The organism is Ornithinimicrobium sp. F0845, assembly GCF_023015765.1.
In the GTDB taxonomy this organism is placed as follows: domain Bacteria; phylum Actinomycetota; class Actinomycetes; order Actinomycetales; family Dermatophilaceae; genus Ornithinicoccus.
Map to the genome: position 1 here is coordinate 66,732 of NZ_JALKAL010000003.1, position 21,499 is coordinate 88,230.

21 protein-coding genes are annotated in these 21,499 nt (G+C 71.6%); 18 read left to right on the forward strand and 3 right to left on the reverse strand.

What is annotated here, in order from left to right; translation table 11 throughout:
- The first annotated feature begins 78 nt into the window (after positions 1-78).
- A complete protein-coding gene (locus MWU75_RS06235; protein WP_247088932.1) occupies positions 79-1,038 on the forward strand; it encodes a PfkB family carbohydrate kinase in 960 nt (319 codons plus the stop codon).
- Between the two features lie 135 nt (positions 1,039-1,173).
- On the opposite strand, the gene MWU75_RS06240 is transcribed toward MWU75_RS06235, so the two are convergent.
- Positions 1,174-1,773: a TetR/AcrR family transcriptional regulator gene (locus tag MWU75_RS06240; RefSeq protein WP_247088933.1), complete on the reverse strand. Its 600-nt coding sequence runs from the start codon at positions 1,771-1,773 to the stop codon at positions 1,174-1,176.
- 99 nt (positions 1,774-1,872) lie between these two features.
- On the opposite strand from MWU75_RS06240, the gene MWU75_RS06245 reads away from it, so the two are divergent.
- Positions 1,873-2,925: an ABC transporter permease gene (locus MWU75_RS06245; protein ID WP_247088934.1), complete on the forward strand. Its 1,053-nt coding sequence runs from the start codon at positions 1,873-1,875 to the stop codon at positions 2,923-2,925.
- Positions 2,926-2,968: 43 nt separating this feature from the next.
- A complete protein-coding gene (locus tag MWU75_RS06250; RefSeq protein WP_247088935.1) occupies positions 2,969-4,741 on the forward strand; it encodes a cell wall-binding repeat-containing protein in 1,773 nt (590 codons plus the stop codon).
- A 3-nt stretch (positions 4,742-4,744) separates the two neighbouring features.
- On the opposite strand, the gene MWU75_RS06255 is transcribed toward MWU75_RS06250, so the two are convergent.
- On the reverse strand, positions 4,745-5,362 hold the full coding sequence (locus tag MWU75_RS06255; protein ID WP_247088936.1) for a nitroreductase family protein: 618 nt from the start codon (positions 5,360-5,362) through the stop codon (positions 4,745-4,747).
- A gap of 120 nt (positions 5,363-5,482) precedes the next feature.
- Between MWU75_RS06255 and MWU75_RS06260 the strand changes: the two genes are divergently transcribed.
- Genes MWU75_RS06260 through MWU75_RS06270 form a run of 3 tightly spaced genes read left to right on the forward strand, consistent with a single transcriptional unit; the run spans position 5,483 to position 10,256 of the window.
- Positions 5,483-6,028, forward strand: a complete 546-nt coding sequence (locus MWU75_RS06260) for an RNA polymerase sigma factor (protein ID WP_247088937.1) — start codon at positions 5,483-5,485, stop codon at positions 6,026-6,028.
- Complete coding sequence (locus MWU75_RS19850) at positions 6,025-7,569, forward strand: hypothetical protein (RefSeq protein ID WP_281496919.1); 1,545 nt, start codon at positions 6,025-6,027, stop codon at positions 7,567-7,569. The genes MWU75_RS06260 and MWU75_RS19850 overlap by 4 nt, the downstream gene beginning before the upstream one ends.
- Before the next feature lie 50 nt (positions 7,570-7,619).
- The gene (locus MWU75_RS06270) at positions 7,620-10,256 is read left to right on the forward strand and encodes a GNAT family N-acetyltransferase (protein WP_247088938.1); all 2,637 of its coding nucleotides are present in this window, start codon (positions 7,620-7,622) and stop codon (positions 10,254-10,256) included.
- Positions 10,257-10,468: 212 nt separating this feature from the next.
- On the opposite strand, the gene MWU75_RS06275 is transcribed toward MWU75_RS06270, so the two are convergent.
- On the reverse strand, positions 10,469-11,326 hold the full coding sequence (locus tag MWU75_RS06275; protein ID WP_247088939.1) for a hypothetical protein: 858 nt from the start codon (positions 11,324-11,326) through the stop codon (positions 10,469-10,471).
- Positions 11,327-11,429: 103 nt separating this feature from the next.
- On the opposite strand from MWU75_RS06275, the gene MWU75_RS06280 reads away from it, so the two are divergent.
- The 12 genes from MWU75_RS06280 to MWU75_RS06335 all read left to right on the forward strand — a co-directional run bounded on the left by MWU75_RS06280 (position 11,430) and on the right by MWU75_RS06335 (position 21,385).
- Positions 11,430-12,011 (forward strand): DUF5998 family protein, encoded by a 582-nt coding sequence (locus MWU75_RS06280; protein ID WP_247088940.1) that lies wholly within the window; start codon positions 11,430-11,432, stop codon positions 12,009-12,011.
- Between the two features lie 10 nt (positions 12,012-12,021).
- Positions 12,022-13,179 carry an alkaline phosphatase family protein gene (locus tag MWU75_RS06285; RefSeq protein ID WP_247088941.1) on the forward strand — a complete coding sequence of 386 codons (1,158 nt, stop codon included), beginning with the start codon at positions 12,022-12,024 and terminating at the stop codon, positions 13,177-13,179.
- Positions 13,180-13,189: 10 nt separating this feature from the next.
- On the forward strand, positions 13,190-13,885 hold the full coding sequence (locus tag MWU75_RS06290) for a thymidine kinase (RefSeq protein WP_247088942.1): 696 nt from the start codon (positions 13,190-13,192) through the stop codon (positions 13,883-13,885).
- On the forward strand, positions 13,882-15,456 hold the full coding sequence (locus tag MWU75_RS06295; protein WP_247088943.1) for an MFS transporter: 1,575 nt from the start codon (positions 13,882-13,884) through the stop codon (positions 15,454-15,456). The genes MWU75_RS06290 and MWU75_RS06295 overlap by 4 nt, the downstream gene beginning before the upstream one ends.
- Positions 15,457-15,705: 249 nt before the next feature.
- Positions 15,706-15,957: a type II toxin-antitoxin system PemK/MazF family toxin gene (locus MWU75_RS06300; protein ID WP_281496920.1), complete on the forward strand. Its 252-nt coding sequence runs from the start codon at positions 15,706-15,708 to the stop codon at positions 15,955-15,957.
- Between the two features lie 133 nt (positions 15,958-16,090).
- Entirely contained in the window at positions 16,091-16,639 is a 549-nt protein-coding gene (locus tag MWU75_RS06305) for a hypothetical protein (RefSeq protein WP_247088944.1), read from the forward strand.
- Between the two features lie 200 nt (positions 16,640-16,839).
- Entirely contained in the window at positions 16,840-17,208 is a 369-nt protein-coding gene (locus tag MWU75_RS06310; protein WP_247088945.1) for a DUF5655 domain-containing protein, read from the forward strand.
- A 65-nt stretch (positions 17,209-17,273) separates the two neighbouring features.
- Positions 17,274-17,555, forward strand: coding sequence for a type II toxin-antitoxin system RelE/ParE family toxin (locus tag MWU75_RS06315; RefSeq protein WP_247088946.1), 282 nt, complete (start codon positions 17,274-17,276; stop codon positions 17,553-17,555).
- A gap of 14 nt (positions 17,556-17,569) precedes the next feature.
- The gene (locus MWU75_RS06320) at positions 17,570-17,866 is read left to right on the forward strand and encodes a HigA family addiction module antitoxin (RefSeq protein WP_247088947.1); all 297 of its coding nucleotides are present in this window, start codon (positions 17,570-17,572) and stop codon (positions 17,864-17,866) included.
- 173 nt (positions 17,867-18,039) lie between these two features.
- Complete coding sequence (locus MWU75_RS06325; RefSeq protein ID WP_247088948.1) at positions 18,040-18,828, forward strand: hypothetical protein; 789 nt, start codon at positions 18,040-18,042, stop codon at positions 18,826-18,828.
- A 143-nt stretch (positions 18,829-18,971) separates the two neighbouring features.
- Entirely contained in the window at positions 18,972-19,394 is a 423-nt protein-coding gene (locus tag MWU75_RS06330) for a metalloregulator ArsR/SmtB family transcription factor (protein WP_247089278.1), read from the forward strand.
- On the forward strand, positions 19,391-21,385 hold the full coding sequence (locus MWU75_RS06335; RefSeq protein ID WP_348647744.1) for a cation-translocating P-type ATPase: 1,995 nt from the start codon (positions 19,391-19,393) through the stop codon (positions 21,383-21,385). The genes MWU75_RS06330 and MWU75_RS06335 overlap by 4 nt, the downstream gene beginning before the upstream one ends.
- Positions 21,386-21,499 lie beyond the last annotated feature (114 nt).

A 21,499-nucleotide genomic window follows, 5' to 3' on the forward strand; every position in this document is an offset into this window, starting at 1 on the left:
TCGTGTGCGCACCTGATCGGTGCAGGCCACGCCTCACCTGCGGCTCGGGTCTGGTGGGGATGCCCTATTCTCACCGGGATGACCAGGGTGATTCACACCGGACAGGCCCTCGTCGACCTCGTCGTCGAGGTCGGCGCCATCCCCCGGCGCGGCGGCAACGTGATGGCGCAGTCCTTCACCCGGTATGCCGGCGGCTCGGTGAGCGTGCTCGCCGCGGCCGCCCGGTCGGGAGCCCACGCGGTGCACGCGGGCGCACACGGCACAGGGCCCAACGGGGACCTGATCCGCGAGGCGCTTGCCGCAGAGGGGGTGGCGCTGTCGGCGCCGCCGGTGGAGGACCTCGACACCGCGCTGTGCGTGGTAATGGTCGAGCCGACCGCCGAGCGGACCTTCGTCACGACGCTGGGCGCCGAGCGGCAGATCAGCCCGGAGAGCCTGGGCACCTCGGCCCCGGTGGCCGGGGACCTGGTGTGCGTGACCGGCTACAGCCTGCTGCCGCCGACGCGCGACCCGCTGCTGGAGTGGCTCGACTCCCTGGAGAAGGGGGTACGGGTGGTGCTGGACCCTGGTGCTGCCTTCGCAGGCCTCGACCCCGCCGTGCGACGCCTGATGCTGGGGCTGACCAGCGTCTGGACGAGCAACGCGGAGGAGGCGCACGAGTTCACCGGTCTGGAGTCGCTGACCGACACGCTGCCGCGGATCGCCGAGGAGCTGCCCGCCGGCAACCTCGTGGTGGTGCGGGACGGCCCGGAGGGCTGCTACCTGCTCGCCGGGGAGGAGCAGGCGGGGGAGGGTCGGGCGGAGCAGGGTCCGGCTGAGAATGGCGTCGAGTACCTGCCGGGCTTCCCGCAGGAGCCGGTCGACACCAACGGCGCCGGCGACGCTCACACCGGGGTGCTAGTGGCCGAGCTCGCGGCCGGGACCGATCCGCACACTGCCTGCCGCCGCGCCAACGCCGCCGGTGCGATCAAGGTGACCCGCCGCGGCCCCGCGACCGCGCCCGCCCGCGCAGAGATCGACGCCTTCCTCCAACAATAGGGTGGCTCACACCGCATTTTCCGAGTGGTCTCGCACGCTCCCACGCATTTTCCGAGTGCCTTTGCACCCTCTCCCGCATTTTCCGAGTGGTCTCGCAGCCTCTCCCGCATTGACCGAAGCGGTCTTGCAGCTGTGTCAGGGGTTAGGGCGGAGGGCGGCATACCCCGCGGCGTAGTCGTCCGGGGTGACGTCCTGGGTGACCAGCCGTTGGAGCACGAAGCCGGGCATGACGCCGAAGAGCGACTTGGCGACCACGGTGGGGTCTGCCTGCGGGTCGATGTGGCCGGCGGCCTGCTGGGCGCGGACGATCTCGGCATACTTCCCGCGGACGAGCTCGATGCGGGAGGCGACGGCGGCCCTGACCTGCTCGTCGCGGACGGCCTCGGCCCAGGCCGCCACCGCCACGCGGGTGAGGTCGACGGGCAGGGACGTGGCGCGCTCGACCAGCATCGAGGTCATGTAGTGGACGACCTCGACGGGGGAGGGGATGGGGTCGCGCTCCAGTAGCTCGGTGATGGCCTGGTCCATGTAGCCCAGCGCCCGGTCGGCGATGGCCAGGATCAGCTCGTCCTTGCTGCGGAAGTAGCTGTAGACCGCGCCCGCCGAGAGGCCGGAGGCCCGGATGACGTCGGCCATCGTCGTCTTGTGGAAGCCCTCCTCGGCCACGCACTGCATGCTGGCGAGCAGGATCTGCTCCCGCCGCTGCTGGCGGTGCTCGTCACTGACCTTCGGCATGCTCAGACCATAAAACCGAATGATCGTTCTTGACAAGTGAGGGGTTGCGGGCGCACTCTGGTTAAACAGAAGGAACATTCGTTTAAGGTAGTGAGGGTCATGAGCAACCAGACCATGCAGCAGCACGACGGGGCGCAGCCGGGTGACGTGCGACAGAGCGACCCCACCAGCGGCAACAGCACCGGTGATGGCCGCGAGGCGGCGACGCCCTGGACCCGCATCGCGGGCCTCGTGCTCGGAGTCGCGGCGCTGCTCCTCGTCGTGGGCAGCGCGTTCTCCTGGCCGGCCGTCAACAGCGGACCGCACCAGGTGCCGCTCGGCGTCGTGGCTCCCGGGGGTGCGGCCGAGCAACTGGTGCCACGGCTCGCCGCCGCGGCCGGCGAGGATGCCTTCGACGTCCAGCCGCTGGCCGACCGGGCCGCGGCGGAGCAGGCGATCGCGGACCGGGAGATCTACGGCGCCGTCGTGCTGGACCCGGCCGGCGGGGAGATGCTGACCGCGTCGGCGGCCAGCCCCGCCATCGCCCAGGCACTGACCCAGCTGGCGGCCAACGTCCCGGCCGAGGCCGGGGGACCGCTCCAGGTCAGCGAGCTCGCACCGCTGCCCGCCGACGACCCCCGGGGCGCAGGCTTTGCCACGGCGGTCCTGCCCCTGGTCATCGCCGGGATCATCGCCGGTGCCGCGTCCGCGCTCGCGGTCGAGGGCGGCCGGGGCCGTCAGCTCACCGCGATGCTCGCGCTGGTCGCCACGGCCGGTCTGGTGCTGGCCGGGGTCAGCCAGCTCTGGCTCGGGTCGCTCGAGGGTTCGTACTGGGCCAACGCCGGGGTGCTCGCGCTCGGTGCGGCCGCGGTCGGCGCGGTCGTCCTCGGGCTGGTCCGGCTGATCGGGATGCCGGGCGTGGGTCTGACGGCCCTGGTCATGGTGCTGCTCGGCAGCCCGCTGTCCGGCGCCGCGACGGGTCCCGAGATGCTGCCGGCCGGCTGGGGCGCACTCGGGCAGCTGCTGCCCCCGGGCGCAACGGCCACGGCGCTGCGCTCGGTCGCCTGGTTCGACGGCGCCGGCTCCGGCCAGGCCTTCCTCGTCCTGGGGTGCTGGCTGGCCGCGGGGCTGGTGCTCCTGCTCGTCCCGCAGCGCCACGTCCGGACCACCTGACGCCCGCCCCCAACCGGGGAGGCGCCTGCGGCGTCACAGAGTCATGAAGACCTTTCGCTCACTGGCGACCGGAACGGTCGCGACGGCGCTCGTGCTGGCCTGCTCCCTCGTCCAGGGTGCTGCGGCCGACCCCTCCACGGACGATGCTGCGGCGGGCGACGTGGCAGCAGCCACGAGCAGCCAGGTGGACGACCTCGGCCCGGCCGCGGGGGACCTGAACTTCGCGGTGGAGCGGCTCGCCGGCAGCGACCGGTATGCCACCGCGGCGGCGATCAGCCGGGAGTTCTTCGACCCCGGTGTCCCGGTGGCGCTAGTCGCCACGGGCGCCAACTTCCCCGACGGCCTGGCCGCCGGACCCGCGGCCGACCAGCTCGGCGGACCGGTGCTCTTCGTCCGCCCGACCAGCATCCCCGGCGCCACGCGCACCGAGCTGCTGCGGCTCAAGCCCCAGCGGATCGTGGTCGTCGGTGGCACCAGCGCCATCTCCTCGGCGGTGCGCGCCGAGCTCGACACCCTGACCGCCGGCCCTGCGACACGGGTGTCCGGCCCCTCGCGGTATGACACCGCAGCCGCCCTCTCCCAGCACGCCTTCCCGGGCGGGGCCTCCATCGCCTACCTGGCCACCGGGACCGACTTCCCCGACGCCCTCGCCGGCGGGACCGCGGCCGGCGTCCAGGACGCGCCCATGCTGCTCACCTCCCCGACCAGACTCAATGCAGCCACGAGGGCCGAGCTGCTGCGGCTCGACCCCGACCGGGTGATGCTGCTCGGCGGGACCAGTGCCATCTCCAGCGCGGTCGCCACCGAGATCGCGCAGTTCACCACGGTCGAGCGCGTCTCCGGCTATGACCGTTACCGCACCGCACTGGCCGTGTCGCAGCGGGTCTTCGGCACCGACCGCCCGGGCATCCAGCTGGCCACCGGCAAGTCCTGGCCGGACGCCCTCGCCGCGGGTGCCGCGGCGGAGCCGACCCGCGGACCGATCCTGCTGACCACCGGCAACACCCTGCCGACCGGCCTGCGGACGGAACTGACCCGGCTCGGCCCGAACACGGCATACGTGCTGGGTGGTGCCGGTGCCCAGAGCAACGAGATCCCGCGGGAGGTCCAGCGACGTCTCGGGGTCTGCTGGTCCGGCACCCGCCCGTCGGCCGGCGGGCAGGAGGTCATCAGCAGCGTCCCCGGCGCGACCAAGCAGATCGCCTTCACCCTCGACATGGGCGGGCGGCTGCAGGGCTCGCACGAGATCGTCGACTACCTGATCGACAACCAGGTGTGCACGACCTTCTTCCCGACGAGCCTGAGCGCCAACTCGAGCGAGGGCCGGGCGATCATCGCCAAGATCGCCGCGCATCCCGAGCTCTTCGAGATCGGCAATCACACGATCCACCACTGCGACCTCGTCAACGGCGGCGGCGGGTCACCGAGCGGTGCACCGTGCGATCGGGCGATGACCAAGTCGTTCGTGCAGTCCGAGCTGACCGGAGCCGAGGGGGTCCTCGAGTCCCTGACCGGGATGCCGGCCAACCCCTACTGGCGACCGCCCTACGGCGCGCACAACGCGACGGTCCGGGGCTGGCTCGCGGAGGTGGGCTACACCAAGACGATCTACTGGTCGCGGGACACCATCGACTGGGACCCGGGCACGACGGCCCAGCAGATCATCAACCGGACCACCGTGCCCGCACCGCCGGCCGGGACCATCGTGCTGGCCCACCTCGGCGGCTACGCGACCCCCGACGCGCTGCCGGTCATCGTGAGCACCCTGCGCTCGCAGGGCTACACCTTCACCACGCTGTCCGACATGCGGGACTGAGGTTCAGAGGTCGAGCGGGGTGCCGAAGCGCCCTGCGTGGGCAACCTGCTCGACCTCTCGTCGGCCGCGACTGAGGCTGGGGCTCTTGCGGTCCGGCGCGCGGTAGCCGAGGGAGACCACGCCGACCAGGTTGCGGTCGTCGGGGATACCCAGGGCCTCCCGCACAGTGTCGAGCCGCTCGACGGGGACCCCGAAGAAGAGGCCCGCGAGCTCCTCGTCCACCGCCGTCAGCAGCATGAGCAGGGCCGCCATGCCGGTGTCGACGTCCCAGTAGGGCACCGGCCAGCGCCCAGCGTCCCGGTCGGTCCAGCCCTTGTCCGGCTCGGCGTAGCGGTCCAGGTAGGCACCCGGGTTGGAGCAACAGACGATCAGGCACGGCGCATTGAGTATGCCGCGGAGCCAGCTGTCCGGAGGGCTCGCCGGATCGGTGGTCGCCTCCCAGAACGCCGCGCGCTCCTCGTCGCTGCGCAGCACCACGAAGTCCCACCCCTGGGAGAAACCGGCGCTCGGTGCCCGGACCGCGTTCTCCAGCACCCGGGACAGCACCTCGTCGGGGACCGGCCGGTCGGGGTCGTAGTTGCGCACCATGCGCCGAGCCCGGACGACGTGGGAGAACTCCATGGGTCCATGGGTATCACCCGGCACGGCGGTGTCGCGGCAGACGGGGCCGGGTGCGGTGACGGCAACGCGTCCAGGGGTGGGGGGTCCAACCGGCTGTCTGCCTGCGGCGTCATACTCGGCATGACAGCAGTCCTGACCCCCGCCAGAGCGATCGGAGGCCACGTGCAACGGAGCGCGGATCCCGTCGAGGGAGCCGTCCACGAGGTCTTCGTGGCCCACTACCCGCGGCTGGCCGGGTGGGCAGGGCACCTGGTGGGGGACCGGGACCTCGGGCACGACGTGGCGACCGAGGCGTTCACCAGGCTGCTGTCGCACTGGCAGCACGTCGACGATCCGCGCCCGTGGCTGTACGCGACCGCGGGCAACATCGTGCGTGACCACTGGCGCAAGAGGGGGCGTGAGGCCCGTGCCTACGAACGCATCCAGGGCGGGCAGCCCCGTCCCGACCAGGCCTGGCCCGCACCGGACCAGGCGCAGCTGCTCAGCGTCCGCGAGGCGGTCGAGGCGCTGCCCGACCGGCTCCGACTGCCGGTGCTGCTCTTCTACTTCGCCGACCTGTCCGTGGCCGAGGTGGCCCGTCAGGTCGGCCGTTCCGAGGGTGCCGTGAAGCGGGACCTGTATGACGCGCGGGCCCGGCTCGCCACGACGCTGGAGGAGGCGCGGTGAGCGGCGACGAGCGCTGGCTGGGCGACGGCAACGGCGACGACCACGGGCCGAGCGACAGCAGCGGGCCGCACGGCGACCACGGACCGGACCCGGTGGAGGAGTTCTTCGCAGCCCACCGGGCGCAGGTCCGCGACGAGCCGTTCGACGATCTCACCTGGCAGCGGATCCGCGACGGTCGCCGCCGGAGCCGGTCCACCCGCCGGGGTGCCTGGGCGGCGGGCCTGGTCGCCGCCGCCGCAGCCCTGGCCGTGGTGGTCGGCCCGAGCCTGCTTCCCGGTGTCGAGGACCCCGACCTCGCTGGGCCGCAGCCCAGCGTGACCGACCCGAGCACGGGCGAGCCGCCGACCGACACGCTGCCCACGGGCGAGCCCACGTCCGGCCCGAGCGAGCCCACGCCCGGCCCGGACGAGCCGACGTCCGGACCCGAGGAGCCCACCGGGCCGGACGACCCGACGGGCACCGATGTGCCTGGCGACGGGAGGGTGACCGCACCGGTGCCCGAGGGTGAGATCCCTGACTCCGCGCGTTTCGCGGACTTCTCGACGGCAGACCCGGAGCCCGCCACAGACACCGGGGTGCGCTTCGCCCTGGTCATGGAGGAGTGCCCGGAGAACGGCTTCTGCGCGACCCTCGCGAGGTCCGACGACGGCGGCATCACCTGGGCACCGCACGCGGACCTGCGTGAGCTGGGTCTGGTGCACGAGCTCACCTTCACCGACCAGGGCCGTGGGTGGGTGTGGGGTGACAAGGCACCGGCGTGGAGCACGACCGACGGCGGTCGGACGTGGACCGTGGTCCGGGTCGGCGACGCGACGGTCCAGGACCTGTCGGTCCGCGGTGACGAGCTGCTCGCGACGACACTCACCTACGGCACCGGCTCGTGTCCGACCGCGGGGGACTGTCCGATCTCGGACGGCGCCGTCGTGCTGACCGACCCGACCGACACCGACTGGCGGGACGACGTCGTCCACGACCTGGGGCCCGTTGTGAGCGCCGAGCTCCTGGACACCCACAGCACCCGCTACGTCATCACGACCTCGAGCGCTGGTGGACCGGTGACCAGTCTGCTGCGGTTGCAGGAGGGCAGGCTGGAGCCGACAGCAGGCCTGAACGACTGCGGTGCCGGCCCTGTCGCGATCACCGCCTCGACCGGTGATCCCGCCCACCTGTGGGCGCTGTGTGACGACGAGTTCGGACTGGCCCTGCACGAGAGCGACAACGGGGGTCGGGCCTGGCTGCCGACCAATCTCACCGTCCCGACCTTCGTGCTGGGGGAGAGTCCGCCGCTGCTCGTCTCGATCGCCGCTGACCACCTGCTGCTCGTCGGGGAGGGCAACCATGCCGTCACCGCCGACGGGGGGCAGACCTGGAGCAGCGAGGCGTTCCTGCCCGGTGCGGACGCCCGGCCGGAGCGGCTCGAGGTCACGATGTTCGGCGAGGTCATCGCCTTCCCCACGGCGGACCAGGCCTCGGCCGCCCTGGCCTTCTGGCGCTCGGCCGACGGAGGCGCGACCTGGGAGTCGGTCCCGGTCCGACCGTGAGCGCGGGGTGACGGCGCCGCGTCGGGCCCTGATCGGGCATGCTGGTTCCCATGATCGACGTGCCGCCGGGCTACCCCCGTGCGTGGGAGGCCGACGTCGTGCTCAGCGACGGCTCCGTGGCCCACGTGCGTCCGATCGTGCCGGAGGACGCCGAGGCGATTCACTACTTTCACTCGCAGCAGTCCCAGGAGTCCATCTACCTGCGCTTCTTCGCCCCGATCCGCCGGCTGTCGGACCGGGACGTGCACCGCTTCACGCACGTGGACTACGACAGGCGCGTGGCCCTGGTGATGATCATCGCCGACGAGATCGCCGGCATCGGCCGCTACGACCGCCTCGAGGAGACCGACTGGGGCGCGGCCGAGGTGGCCTTCAACGTCGCCGACAAACACCAGGGGATGGGGATCGGCTCCGTGCTGCTCGAGCACCTCGCCGCCATCGGCCGGGAGGCCGGCGTCAAGCTGTTCACGGCGGACGTCCTGCCGCAGAACCGCAAGATGATCAACGTCTTCCAGGACGCCGGGTTCGAGGTCGAGCACGAGTTCGACGACGGGGTCATCGCGGTCAGCTTCGAGATCGAGCCGACCGACAAGTCCCGCGCTGTCGAGCTGTCCCGCGAGCACCGCGCCGAGTCACGCAGTATGCGGCGGGTCCTGCACCCCTCCTCCGTGGTCGTCGTCGGGGCCAGCCGCCGCGAGGGGTCGGTCGGGGGTGCCCTGGTCCGCCACATGCGGGAGGGCGGGTTCACCGGGCAGCTGTATGTCGTGAACCGCGCCGCCGAGGAGGTGGCCGGGCTGCCGGCCTACGCCAGCGTCTCCGGGATCGGTGAGGAGATCGACCTCGGGGTGATCGCGGTGCCGGCCCCGGAGGTGCCCGGGGTGGTGCGGGAGTGTGCCTTCGCAGGTGTCCGCGCCGTCGTGGTGGTGAGCAGCGGCTTCGCCGAGGCGGGGGATGAGGGGGCCGCGCTGCAGCGCGAGCTGCTGGAGACCGCGCGGGTCCACGGCATGCGGGTCCTCGGACCCAACTCCTTCGGCCTCATCAACACCAGCGCCGGGTTCAGCCTGAACGCCTCGCTGTCCCCGCGGATGCCGACCATGGGCTCGCTCGGGTTGTTCGCCCAGTCCGGCGCCCTGGCGATCGCCGTGCTCGCCTCGGCCGAGCGGCGCGGCCTCGGGCTGTCCACCTTCGCCTCGGCCGGCAACCGGGTGGACATCTCCGGCAACGACCTCATGCAGTACTGGATCGACGACGAGGCCACCGCCGCGGTCGGGCTCTACCTGGAGTCGATGGGCAACCCGCGCAAGTTCACCCGTATCTCCCGCCAGCTCTCGGCCGTCAAGCCGGTGATCGTCGTCAAGAGCGGCACTGGCCACCACGCGGTCCCGGGGCACACGGTCCGCGCGACCCGGGAGCGGCCCGAGGCGTTCGCCGAGATGCTCCGGCAGAGCGGAGTCATCCGGGTCGAGAACACCCACCAGCTCTTCGACGTCGCCCAGCTGGTGGTCCACCAGCCGCTCCCGGTGGGACGGTCCGTCGCGATCGTCACCAACTCCGACGCCCTCGGGACGCTGGCCGCCAACGCCGCCCTCGAGTGGGGTCTGACCGTCGGACACGGACCGATCGCCCTTCCCACCACCGCCACCATCCCGGAGTTCACCGCCGCCCTGGAGACCGCTGTCGCCGACCCGGGGGTGGACAGCCTCGTTGCCTGCTTCATCCCGCCGATCGTCACCCCCGACACCGACGTCGTGGCCTCGGTCGAGGAGGTGGTGGCCGACAGCGACAAGCCGTGCGTCGCCACCTTCCTGGGGATGCGCGGCGTCGCCCCGGGAGGATCCCTGCCGACCTACCCGCTGCCCGAGGACGCCGTCCGGGCGCTCGCCGCCGCGACCGACTACGCCGCCTGGCGCAACAGAGATCGCGGGGAGCGGGTCCGACCCGGCCGGATCAACCGGCGCCGGGCCCACGACGTGATCGAGAGTGTCCTGGCGGGCGCTCCCGACGGTCGTGAGCTGACGGACGACGAGGTGGCCGAGCTGCTGGCGGCCTACGGGATCCCGGTGTGGCAGTCACACGCCGCGGACACCGCGCAGGAGGCGGCGCGCATCGCGACCGAGGTCGGCCTCCCCGCGGTGGTCAAGGCCACGGACCCGGGGCTGCGACACGCTCCTGGAATGCACTGGATCCGCACCGGTCTGCAGACTGCAGACGCGGTGGTGGCCGCCTTCGAGGAGCTCCGGGTCGCGCTGCGGGACCGGGGTGTCGAGAGCATCGCGGTCGAGGCGATGGCACCGACCGGGGTCGTCGTGGAGATCACGTCGGCGGAGGACCCACTGTTCGGACCGGTCGTGGGCTTCGGGGTCGCCGGGGTCCCCTCGGACCTGCTCGGTGATGTGACGCACCGCTTCCCGCCGCTGACCGACACCGACGTCGCCGACATGGTGTCCGGCGTCCGGGCCGCTCCGCTCCTGGCGGGCTACCGCGGCACCGACCCCGTCGACCAGGTCGTCCTGCACGACCTGGTGGCCCGGGTGTCCGTGCTTGCTGACGACCTGCCCGAGGTGCAGCGGCTGCGGCTCAACCCGGTGGTCGCCCACGCCAGCGGCGTCGCGGTCCTCGGCGCGGTCGCCACGGTGGTCCCGGACCGGGGGCGGGCGGACGTAGGACGCCGGGCGCTCACCCGCTGAGCACCACCGCCGACCGAGCGCGCCGAGACGTCTTCGAGCGCCTCGGTGATCCTCGGGCTGGTTGCAGTCGGCCCGAAGAACCGGGGGGCGCTCGAAGACGTCTGTCGGGAGCTGGTTGTCGCGGCCGTTGACCCCGCTGGGCGCCGGGCTGTGACGATTCGGCCCACCGCACGCCGGCTGCGACGATGCGCTCCACCGGGCGCGCCGTGCGGTCAGGGCAGGTAGAGCGTGAAGTAGGCGTGCCCGTCCGGCCCGTAGCAGGCCCCCGCGGCCTTGGAGGTCGGGTCGTAAGGCGTCACGAAGCACTCCCAGCCCGTCGGCGTTATCCACGGGACCGTCCAGGAGGGGTCCGCGTTGGCCTCGGCCAGCTCCCACTCAGCCGTGGCATCCGCGCAGCTGACGCCGATGAGCTCGGGGTAGGTGTCGCCGTACAGGACGGTGTTGATCACGCAGTCCGGCTGCGGGGGCGCCGTCGTGGGGGGCGCGGAGGTCGGCGGGTCCGTGGGCGGCAGCTCGTCGCAGCCGGGCAGCAGCTTGGCGATCGTGGGGGGCGCCCCGCGGGCGGCCAGGTCCTCGCGGCACACCGGGTCGCCGATGGCGACCGCGTGGAACCAGCGGCCGTCCACCCGCTGGGCGATGAACTCGGGGTCCCCAGGGGCGTCAGGGTAGGAGGCGTAGGCCCAGTCCCCGTCGCAGAAGTAGACCTCGACGCCGCCGGGGAAGCCGAGGATGTCCTGGCTGAGCCGGTCACCGGTGCACTCCCCGGTGCTCGGCGCGGGGTCCGGCTCGGGGGAGCTCGGCTCGGAGGTCGGCGCGGGCGGGGGCGCCGGTGCGGCGGTGGCGGTCGCGGGTTGCGAGGTCTCGGCCGGGCCCGAGGGCGTGCTCGTGGCCGTGGTCGACTCCGGCGCCCCGGTGGAGGTGACCCGTTCGGCGTCCGCCACGGCGGTCGTCGGCGCCACGTCGGCCGGTGCCGAGGTCACCGGGTCGGACGGGGCCGGGTTCTCCGAGGCGTCCCCGCACCCGGACAGCAGCAGGGCGCAGAGCGCGGCGGCACCGAGCAGTCGACGCATCGTGGGGCCTTTCGGAGCGGGCGGACCAGCACAGCGGGGACCGGTCCGCGTGCCCTGTGGACACGGTTCCGGCACGTCGCGGCCGAGATGGGAGGATGATCCCATGCCTCAGCCAGACAGCACGACACTCCCGCAGGGACTGCGAGAGGACATCGAGCATGCAGGGTATCTGCCTGCCCTCGTCTCGGACGTGGTCGCCACGGCAGTTGCGGGCGACGACATCGTCGCGCACCTCGTGCACCAGGAGACGACGCTGGACGAGGAGGCGGTCCGGCGCCACGTCACCGTGCTGGTCCTCACCCCGCACCGGCTGGTCATCGGTCACGCCGACGACCACGAGGGCGGCGAGCCGCAGGGGCACTTCGCCACCGCGACGACCGAGACCGTCCCGCTCCGGGCCGTGCGCGGTGTGATGATGACCCACGTCCTGCCCGACCCCGCGGCATACTCCGGTGGCCTGAGCGGGCGTGCCCTCACCCTGACGCTGGGCTGGGGCACCGTCTCCCGGCTCGACCTGGTGCCAGCGGTCTGCGCCGACCCCAACTGCGAGGGTGACCACGGCTACGAGGGCACGGTCGCCTCCGACGACATCTCCCTGAGGATCACCTCCGAGGCCGACGGGCCAGAGGCGCTCTCCCGCGCCATCGACTTCGCCAGACAGCTGTCGGCCCGCCTGGGCCGGTGAGCCGGCGGTGGTGAGCCTGCCGCCCGAGTTCCTCGAGGTGGAGTATGCCGGGTCGCTGGCGACCGTCCTGCCTGCGGTCGCGCAGAGCCTGGGTGTGCCTGCCCACCCGGGTGCCTCCCTCGGCCTGGAGCCGCTCTTCGTGCTGCCGCCCGCGCGGCGGGCGGTGGTCGCGCTCATCGACGGGCTCGGGGCGGAGCAGCTGCGCCGCCGCAGCGGGCACGCGCCGTTCCTGCGCTCCCTGGACAGTCCGGCACCGGCGCTGACCTGCGGTTTCCCAGCCACTACCGCCACGAGCCTGGGCAGCCTGGGGACCGGCCTGCCCCCCGGGGCGCACGGCATCGTCGGCTGGCAGGTGCTGATGCCCGAGCACGACCGGCTGCTCAACCACCTGTCCTGGGACGAGGGGCCGGTGCCGGAGGCGTGGCAGCCGCACCCGACGCTCTTCCAGCAGCTCGAGGCGGCCGGGGTGGCGGTCACCCGGATCGGTCCGGGCTACTTCGACGGGTCGGGCATGACCCGGGCGGCCCAGCGCGGCGGCTCCTTCGCGCCGGCCTCCGAGCTCCCGGACCGGGTCGACGCTGCCGTCGCGGCGCTCAACGCCTCGCCGCGCGCGTTCGTCTACCTCTACTGGGGCGAGGTCGACAAGGTCGGCCACGTCCACGGGCCGGACTCGTGGCAGTGGGGCGAGGAGGTCGAGCGGACCGACGCCGCGCTGGCCGACCTGGCCGCCCGACTGCCCGCCGGGACGTCGCTGACGGTGACCGCCGACCACGGCATGGTCGACGCTCCCGAGACCCTGCGCCGCGACCTGGCCTGGGAGCCGGACCTGGCCCACGGCATACGGCACCTCGGTGGCGACCCCCGCGTGCCGCAACCGCACTGCGAGCCCGGTGCCGCCCCGGAGGTGCTCGCCGCCTGGACCGAGCTGCTGGGGGAGACCGCGCTGGTCGTCAGCCGCGACGAGGCGGTGGAGCGCGGCTGGTTCGGGCCCGTGGAGGAGCGGGTGATCGAGCGCATCGGGGACCTCGTGGTGGCCATGCGTGGTCACGCCACGGTGCTGGACTCCCGTGCGCAGCGACCCGAGTTCCTGGCGCTCCAGGGACACCACGGCTCGCTGACACGCGAGGAGATGGCGATACCGCTGCTCCACCTGCCCGCCGTTACGTAGACTGCACGCCGTGGCCGAGCTTGTCTTCTTCACCGGAACGATGGACTGCGGCAAGTCGACCCTCGCGCTCCAGATGGACCACAACCACGCCGCCCGCGGACGCGGCGGGCTGATCTTCTCCAAGCACGACCGGGCGGGGGAGTCGGTGCTGTCCTCCCGGCTGGGTCTGGCCCGCGAGGCCATCGAGGTCACCGACGACCTGGACTTCTGGGACCTGGTCGTCGAGCAGGCCACCAGCGGTCGCCGCGTCGACTACCTGATCTGCGACGAGGCGCAGTTCTACACCCCGTTCCAGGTCGAGCAGCTGGCCAGGCTGGTGGACGAGATGGGCCTGGACGTCTTCGCCTTCGGGATCACCGCCGACTTCCGCGCCGAGCTGTTCCCCGGGTCCCGCCGCCTCATCGAGCTGGCCGACCGCACCGAGGTGCTGCAGGTCGAGGCCCTCTGCTGGTGCGGCAGGACCGCCACCCACAACGCGCGCGTCGTCGACGGGGTGATGGTGGTCGAGGGCGACCAGGTCGTCGTCGGCGACGTGGGCGAGGGGGACCAGCCGGGGGAGTATGCCGGGGCGCAGGTCGTCGAGTACGAGGTGCTCTGCCGTCGGCACTACATGCGCCGGATGACCTCGCACGCGGCCCGCGCCGCGGCGCTGTCGCCCGAGGTGCTGCCCTTCGACCTCGACGTCTGTCCGGTGCCGCAACGATGAGTGACCGCAGGCCGGACCCGGTGGGGTCCTCGCCGGTCGATGACGACCGGACCCGTCCCGTGGAGCCTCCGCCGGGTGCCGTGCGCCGGGAGACCTGGGACAGCCCTGAGGCGCGCGCCGAGCAGGAGCGCTGGCGCGAGAACCACCCGCTGGAGGGCGGTCAGACCTACGGCCCGATCGCCGGGGCGTCGGCCCGCCCCAAGCCCTCACCCGCGGCCAAGGTGGCCCAGGCCGGCGTGACGGTCGGTCACGGCCTGAGCAGGTCCGCCAAGGCGGTGGCGCACGGCACCAACGTCGTCGGCCACTCGGCATACCGGGTCACGCGCAGGGCGACCCACGCCGGGGGTGCGGGGGAGAGCGGCCTGTCCCGGCTGATCGAGATCCACGGGCTGCACAACGCCGGTGACGCCGTCGTGGCCATCTCCCTGGCCGGCACGCTGTTCTTCTCCGTGCCGACGGGCGAGGCGCGCGGCCAGGTGGCGCTGTTCCTGCTGCTCACGCTGCTGCCCTTCAGCATCATCGCGCCGTTCGTCGGCCCGTTCCTGGACCGTTTCCGGCAGGGCCGGCGCTGGGCGATCGGCTCCACGATGGCGATCCGGGCGGTGCTGTGCCTGGTGCTGGCCAGCTCGTTGGACACCTCGGCGTGGTGGCAGTTCCCGATGGCGCTGGGCATCCTCGTGGCGTCCAAGGCCTACAACGTGACCCGCTCGGCGGCCACGCCACGGCTGCTGCCGGAGGGGATGACCCTGGTCAAGGCCAACGGTCGGATGTCGCTGGCCGGGACGCTCGGTGCGACCCTCGCCGCCCCGGTCGGGGTCGGCCTCGCCTACTTCGGTGCGGAGTGGTCGCTGCGTTTCGCGTTCCTGATCTTCGCCGTGGGCACCGTGCTGGCCATCCTGCTGTCGCCCCGGGTCGACTCGGCCAAGGGTGAGACCGAGGTGCCGATCGGTGAGGTGGCCGGGCGGTCCAGCCGCTGGGTCCCTGCGCCGGTCGTCACCGCGCTGCGCGCCAACGTTGGCCTGCGGATGCTCTCGGGATTCCTCACGATCTTCCTGGCGTTCCTGCTGCGCGAGTCGCCGCCGGAAGGGTGGGGTGGCGTTGACAACTACCCGCTGCTGCTGGGCGTGGTCGTGGCCGCGGCGGGTGCCGGATCGGCGCTCGGCACGCTGCTCGGGTCCCTGACCAAGATGTTGCCGCCGCGGGCCCTGGTGCGGATCACGCTGATCGTCGACGTGGTCGCCGCGGTGATCACGGCGTTCAACTTCGGCATGGTCACGGTCGTCATGCTCTCGCTGGTCGTCGGGCTGTGTCAGCAGGTCGGCAAGCTGGCCCTGGACGCGGTGATCCAGGAGACGGTGCCCGAGCACATGCGCACCTCGGTGTTCGCTCGCTCGGAGACCCTGATCCAGCTCTCCTGGGTCATCGGCGGTGGCCTCGCGGTGGCGCTGCCCACCGACGCGACCATCGGGATGACGGTGATCGCCGTGGTGCTGGTGGCGTGGCTACTGGTCGTGCTGCTGCCGGGACGCAAAGGCTCGCGGTTGACTGCCGAGCGTGCCCCCTCAGCCTGAGGCTCGACGTCGACCCCAGCTGACCTTGGGCCCCATGATTGTGACCGGTTCTGAGCAAGGAGGATCTCGCGGCCCTCGACCGGTACGTCGAAGAAGCAGGCCTCGAGTCGAGGTCCGCTGCCGTCCCGCAGGCCATCTGCCGCCTGCAAGACCCGCAACTGGAGGCGGCCCATGCCGCCGCCTGGGATGAGTGGGCCGCCGCGGGAGATGAAGACGCGTGGGCATCCGCGTCCTCGGACGGGCTCACCGATGCTGCGCGGTGAGATCCTTCTCGTCGATCTGGACCCAGTGCGCGGTAGCGACGGCAACAAACGGCGCCCCGCGGTGCTCGTCAGCAATGACCGGGCGAACACCATCGCCCACCGACTCGGTCGTGGCGTCGTCACCGTCGTGCACCTCACCAGCAACGTGGAGCGGGTCTTCCCGTTCCAGGTGCTACTGCCAGCCGAGGAGACAGGACTGCGGGTGGACTCCGAGGCTCGGACGGAGCAGTTGCGCTAGGTCGCAGCCGAGCGGATTGTTTCTGCAGTAGGCCGGGTGCCGACGGTGGGTTGACGCGGTCTGCAACCCCGTGCCCGCGGGCGGGAGGCTATAGTGAGGGCGCCCCTCGTGCCAGCTGGCCGAGGGTTTCTTCATGCCCAGAAGTGTTGAAGGAGTCCTGTTCCACCGACCTGCCACACCTGTGCGTGGGGCCCGCATCCTGCCCCTGAGTCAGCTGCGAGACCGCTACGTCGATCTACACGACCTGCACAGCTCGAACTACGTCCGCTCGCCCGAGGTCCTCACCCACCCGATCGCCCCGCTCAATTGCATCTGGGCAGACGTCGTCTTCCTCTCCCCGGTCCACCCTGCCGCGCTGTTCGCCGCACTACGGCGATCCGGGCGATCGGTCACCGACACCGAGCCATGGGTCCTGCCCGCGAGCAGACTGGACCCCTCACGTGCGATCATCCGGCTCATGCGCGCCGGCACAGATGGGCACCACGCTGACCCCCCTGATGCCGACGACTACCTGCCGCTCACCACTGCCACGCTCCGAGCAGTCAACCGGATCACGGTTGACGCCGTGCAACGCCTTGAGTCGTTAGGGCCGGAGGATCCTTGGCTGCCCTGGGTTGACGTTCCGCACGTCCTCTATCGCGGCTCGATCCCACTCGACTGGTTCACCCGCACGCCGGACTGACCCTGCGCCACAGTTCATTCAGAGCAAGTCGGGGACGCGACCACAGCGGCAAACACGATGCTCGGCGACGATGCGTCGTGGTTCTCGGTCTCTGGGGCACGAGCGCTGGGTGACACCGGGGACAGCACCGTTCAGGTGATCATCCCGGCTCGTGTTGAGCTGACGGGTCGGCATGCGGCTCGTGCATCTACGCTCGAACGATGCGCGATGACACCGCCACCCCGGAGGATCTGTTTCAAGGGTTCCCAGAAGGTCTTGCGATGTGCCGCGCGGTCCAAGAGGCCGTGTCCACACTCGGCGAAACGACTGTGAGGGTTACTGAAAGCCAAATCGCCTTCGGCCGCCGCCGTGGCTTTGCCTACGTCTGGCGACCGGGACAGTACGTCAACAGTGATGTGCCAGCGGTACTCTCCATCGCGCTGCCGCGTGAAGTGAAGTCCGAGCGCTTCAAGGAAGTTGTGCATCCCTCGGCGAACGTGTGGATGCACCACTTCGAGCTTCACGACCCCACGGAAGTGGACGATCAGATCGTCGAATGGCTCGTCGAGGCGTACGCGAGCGCCCGCTGAGCGCGGCAAAGGCTGATGCCTCCTAAGGGCTGGCAAGACATAACGCGACGCGTTATGCTCGTCGGGTGATCAGGTCGTTCCGGGACACTGCGACGGAGCGCCTCTGGTCTCGCCAGCGGGCCAAGGGTCTCGACCCTCGGATCGAGAGGGTCGCCCTGCGCAAGCTGGTCATGCTGGATGCCGCCGAGACCCTGGACGACCTCAGGGTGCCGCCCGGCAACCGCCTGGAGGCGCTCAGGGGCGACCGGGCCGGCCAGCACAGCATCAGGATCAACCAGCAGTGGCGGGTCTGCTTCGTCTGGACGGAGGCCGGCCCGCAGGACGTCGAGATCGTTGACTACCACTGAAGGAGGTGTACGGCATGGGCGCGACAATCGCTCCGGTCCATCCTGGCGAGGTGCTGCTCGAGGAGTTTCTCGGACCTTTGCAGGTCACGCAGCACCACCTGGCCGTCTCGATCGGCGTGCCCCCGCGCAGGATCAACGAGATCGTGCACGGGAAGCGCAGCGTCACGGCTGACACGGCCCTGCGCCTGTCCCGCTACTTCGGGACCAGCGACCGGTTCTGGCTCAATCTGCAGACCCGGTACGACCTGGAGACCCGCAAGGACGCCATCGGGGCAGACCTGGACCAGATCCATCCTCTACGGACGGCCTGACAACTTCAGCCTCGCGGCAGATGAGGGCGCCCCGAAAGGTGCGCTGTGCGTCGCTCTTGGGTTTACCATTTGCGGTGTCGCGACCTCGGTGGGTGGGATCCCGTGCGGGCAGAAACGTCGACCTTCATCGAAAGGACGACAACATGTCCCGAGCTGCTGGGAGAATGAAGGGCGTGCACCCTAACCTGCTCCGGCTAGACCGCCTCGCCGCGCACCTGGCGACCGACCCGCATGTCCAGGCGGTCCTGGGCCTGGGCTCGGCCGGGGACCAGACACACCGGTTTGATGACCACTCCGACATCGACTTTTTCCTCGTCACCGACACCACCGACACCAAGGACCGGTACCTGCAGGAGACCAGCTGGCTCGAAGGTTTCGGTGGCCAGGTCGCGTATAGCTTCGTCAACGACCCGAATGGGAGGAAGGCACTCCTTGACGATGGGCTGTTCCTGGAGTACGCAATCTTTACCCTGGACCAGCTCGGCGCCTTACCGGTCACCGGGGCGCGTGTGGTCTGGTCCCGTGGAAGTGATGATCCGCTCGCCCTCGGGGCGGTCGTGCCGGCCGCCACAGCGATGGACACTGTGGACTTCCACCTCAACGAGGCCCTGACCAACCTGTACGTCGGACTGCACCGTGAGCTGCGGGGTGAGCACTTGGCCGCAATGCGGTTCATCCAGGTCTATGCCGTGGACCGGGTCCTTGCGCTGGTGCGGCTCGACCCCGCGACGGAGCTGGACCATCCGGACCCCTTCGAGGCGACCCGCCGTATCGAGCGTGCCGCTCTACCCGGAGGCATACCGCTGCCCCGGATGGTCCCCGGCTACACGGACAACATTGAGGGTGCACGAGCAGTCCTGGCTTGGCTCACCGCTCACCACGACACCGACCCCGTCATCGTCGCAGCGATCCGAGAACTGACCACGACGCTCGAAACCCAGTGCCAGTCCGACAACGCTTAGAGGCCACCTGCGGCAAGACCGGACGAGCGTAGCCGCTCGCCACGCGGCAGTAGCGTGCGGCCACGCTCAGTGCGGCAAATGAGTACGTCTCGGGAACCTGTCGAGTCGTGGTCAGAGGAAGGCCTTATCATCGTCGTATGACGATGACATCGAACGGTTCGACATCTTCCTGGGTGCCTTCGGGCGGTGGCGGCCTGGAGGTGGCTGCGGCGTTGTTCCACGGCCTGTCGGACCCGTCACGGCTGTCGATCCTGCAGCACCTGACCTTGGGCGAGCACCGCGTCCGGGACCTCACCGACCACCTCGGGCTGGCGCAGTCGACGGTGAGCGCGCACCTGGCGTGCCTGCGCGACTGCGGCCTGGTGGTGTCCCGGCCGGAGGGCCGGGCCTCGATGTTCTCGCTGACCAGTGCGCCGGAGCTGCTGGGCGTGCTGGACGCCGCGGAACGGTTGCTGGCCACCTCGGGGTATGCGGTGGCGCTGTGCCCGAACTACGGCGTCGGGACCGAGGGCAACCCCGCCCCGGACCAGCTGCGTACCCACGCCGGGCAGGAGGCCGGAGCGTGAGCGGCCAGGGCACCCCGGAGCGGGAGATCTCGGTGGACGCGTGCGGGTGCGAAATCACCCCTCCGCCTCCCACCGGCGGAGCCCGTGAGGTCGAGGAGCCGATCACCCGGCTCTGGCAGGTGCGCGAGGTGCAGCTGGGTCTGCTCTGCGGTGCACTCCTGGGGGCCGGGTTGCTCGCCGGGCTCGCCGGGTGGGAGGTCGCCGAGCTGTTGCTGGCTGCGGCGGCGCTGCTGGTGGGCGGGTCGACGTTCGTCCCGGGTGCGCTGCGGCGGCTGACGCGCGGCAAGCTCGGTGTCGGCCTGCTGATGACGATCGGCGCCGTGGGGGCCACCCTGCTGGGGCAGGTGGCCGAGGCCGCGGCGCTGGCGTTCCTGTTCTCCCTCAGCGAGGGCCTGGAGGAGTACTCCCTGGCCCGGACCCGGCACGGCCTGCGGGCCCTGCTCGACCTGGCGCCCAAGGAGGCGACCGTGCTGCGCGGCGGCCGCGAGCTTGTGGTCAACCCCGGGCAGCTGGTGGTCGGGGACGTCATGGTGGTCCGTCCGGGGGAGCGGCTGGCGACCGACGGGAGGGTGCGGGCCGGCCGCAGCAGCTTGGACACCTCGGCGATCACCGGGGAGTCCATGCCGGTGGAGACCGGGCCCGGCCAGGGCGTCTTCGCCGGGTCGATCAACGGCACCGGCGCCCTCGAGGTGGAGGTCACTTCCACCGCCCAGGACAACTCCCTGGCCCGGATCGTGCACGTGGTGGAGGCCGAGCAGTCCCGCCGCGGCGCCACCCAGCGACTGGCCGACCGGATCGCCGGCCCGCTTGTACCCGGCATCCTCGTCGCCGCCGTCCTGACCGTGCTGCTCGGCGCCCTCCTGGGTGACCCCTCAGTCTGGGTGCACCGGGCCCTGGTCATGGTCGTGGCCGCTTCACCGTGCGCCCTGGCGATCTCGGTGCCAGTCACCGCGGTCGCCTCCATCGGCGCCGCCAGCCGCCGCGGCATCCTGGTCAAGGGCGGCGCCGCGCTGGAGGCCCTCGGCCGGGTGCGCACCGTCGCCCTGGACAAGACCGGCACACTCACCCGCAACCAGCCGACCGTGGTCGACGTCGCCACCGCCCCCGGGAACGACAGGGACCAGGTGCTGGCGTGGGCCGCTGCGCTGGAGGCCCGCAGCGAGCACCCGCTCGCCGCCGCCATCCTGGCCGCGACCGACCAGGTGCCCGGCGCCCAGGACGTGGAAGCGGTCGTCGGCGCCGGGCTGGTGGGCACCGTCGACGGTGTCCGGGTCCGGCTGGGCAAGCCCGCCTGGGTCGAGCCCGGTGACCTCTCTCCGGCCGTGACCGGTATGCAGCAGGCCGGCGCGACCGCGGTCGTGGTCGAGGTCGACGGCCACCCCGTCGGTGCCATCGCCGTCCGGGACGAGCTGCGCCCGGAAGCGACCCAGGTCATCTCCCGCTTCCACAACTACGGCTACACCGTGGCCATGCTCACCGGCGACAACCAGGTCACCGCCCACGCTCTGGCCCGGCATGCCGGCATCGACCAGGTGCACGCCGACCTGCGCCCCGAGGACAAGTCCACAGTGGTCACCCGGTTGCGCGGAAACGCACCCACCGCGATGGTCGGCGACGGCGTCAACGACGCACCCGCGCTGGCGACGGCCGATGTCGGCGTCGCGATGGGCGCAATGGGCACCGACGTCGCGATCGAGACCGCCGACGTCGCCCTCATGGGTGATGACCTGCGGCTGCTGCCGTTCGCGTTCGACCACGCCCGCCGCACCCGGGCCATCATGCTGCAGAACGTCGTGCTGTCCCTGGTCCTGATCGCGGTGCTGATCCCCCTAGCTCTGCTCGGCGTCCTCGGCCTGGCGGCCGTAGTGCTCATTCACGAGCTGGCCGAGGTCGTGGTCATCGCCAACGGGGTCCGGGCCGGACGCGCACGGCATGTGCCCGTCCTGGACGGTGGCCACGACCGCACCCGCCCGCAGAGAGCACCGGTGTAAGGAGGGCCGCGAGCACTGCAAACACGCACAATCAGCGCGCACGCCTGATCTCGAAGGCGACGACCGGATGCGGCATGAGCGTGCGGCACTTCGGCGGCCCCTCGTGACTTGAGG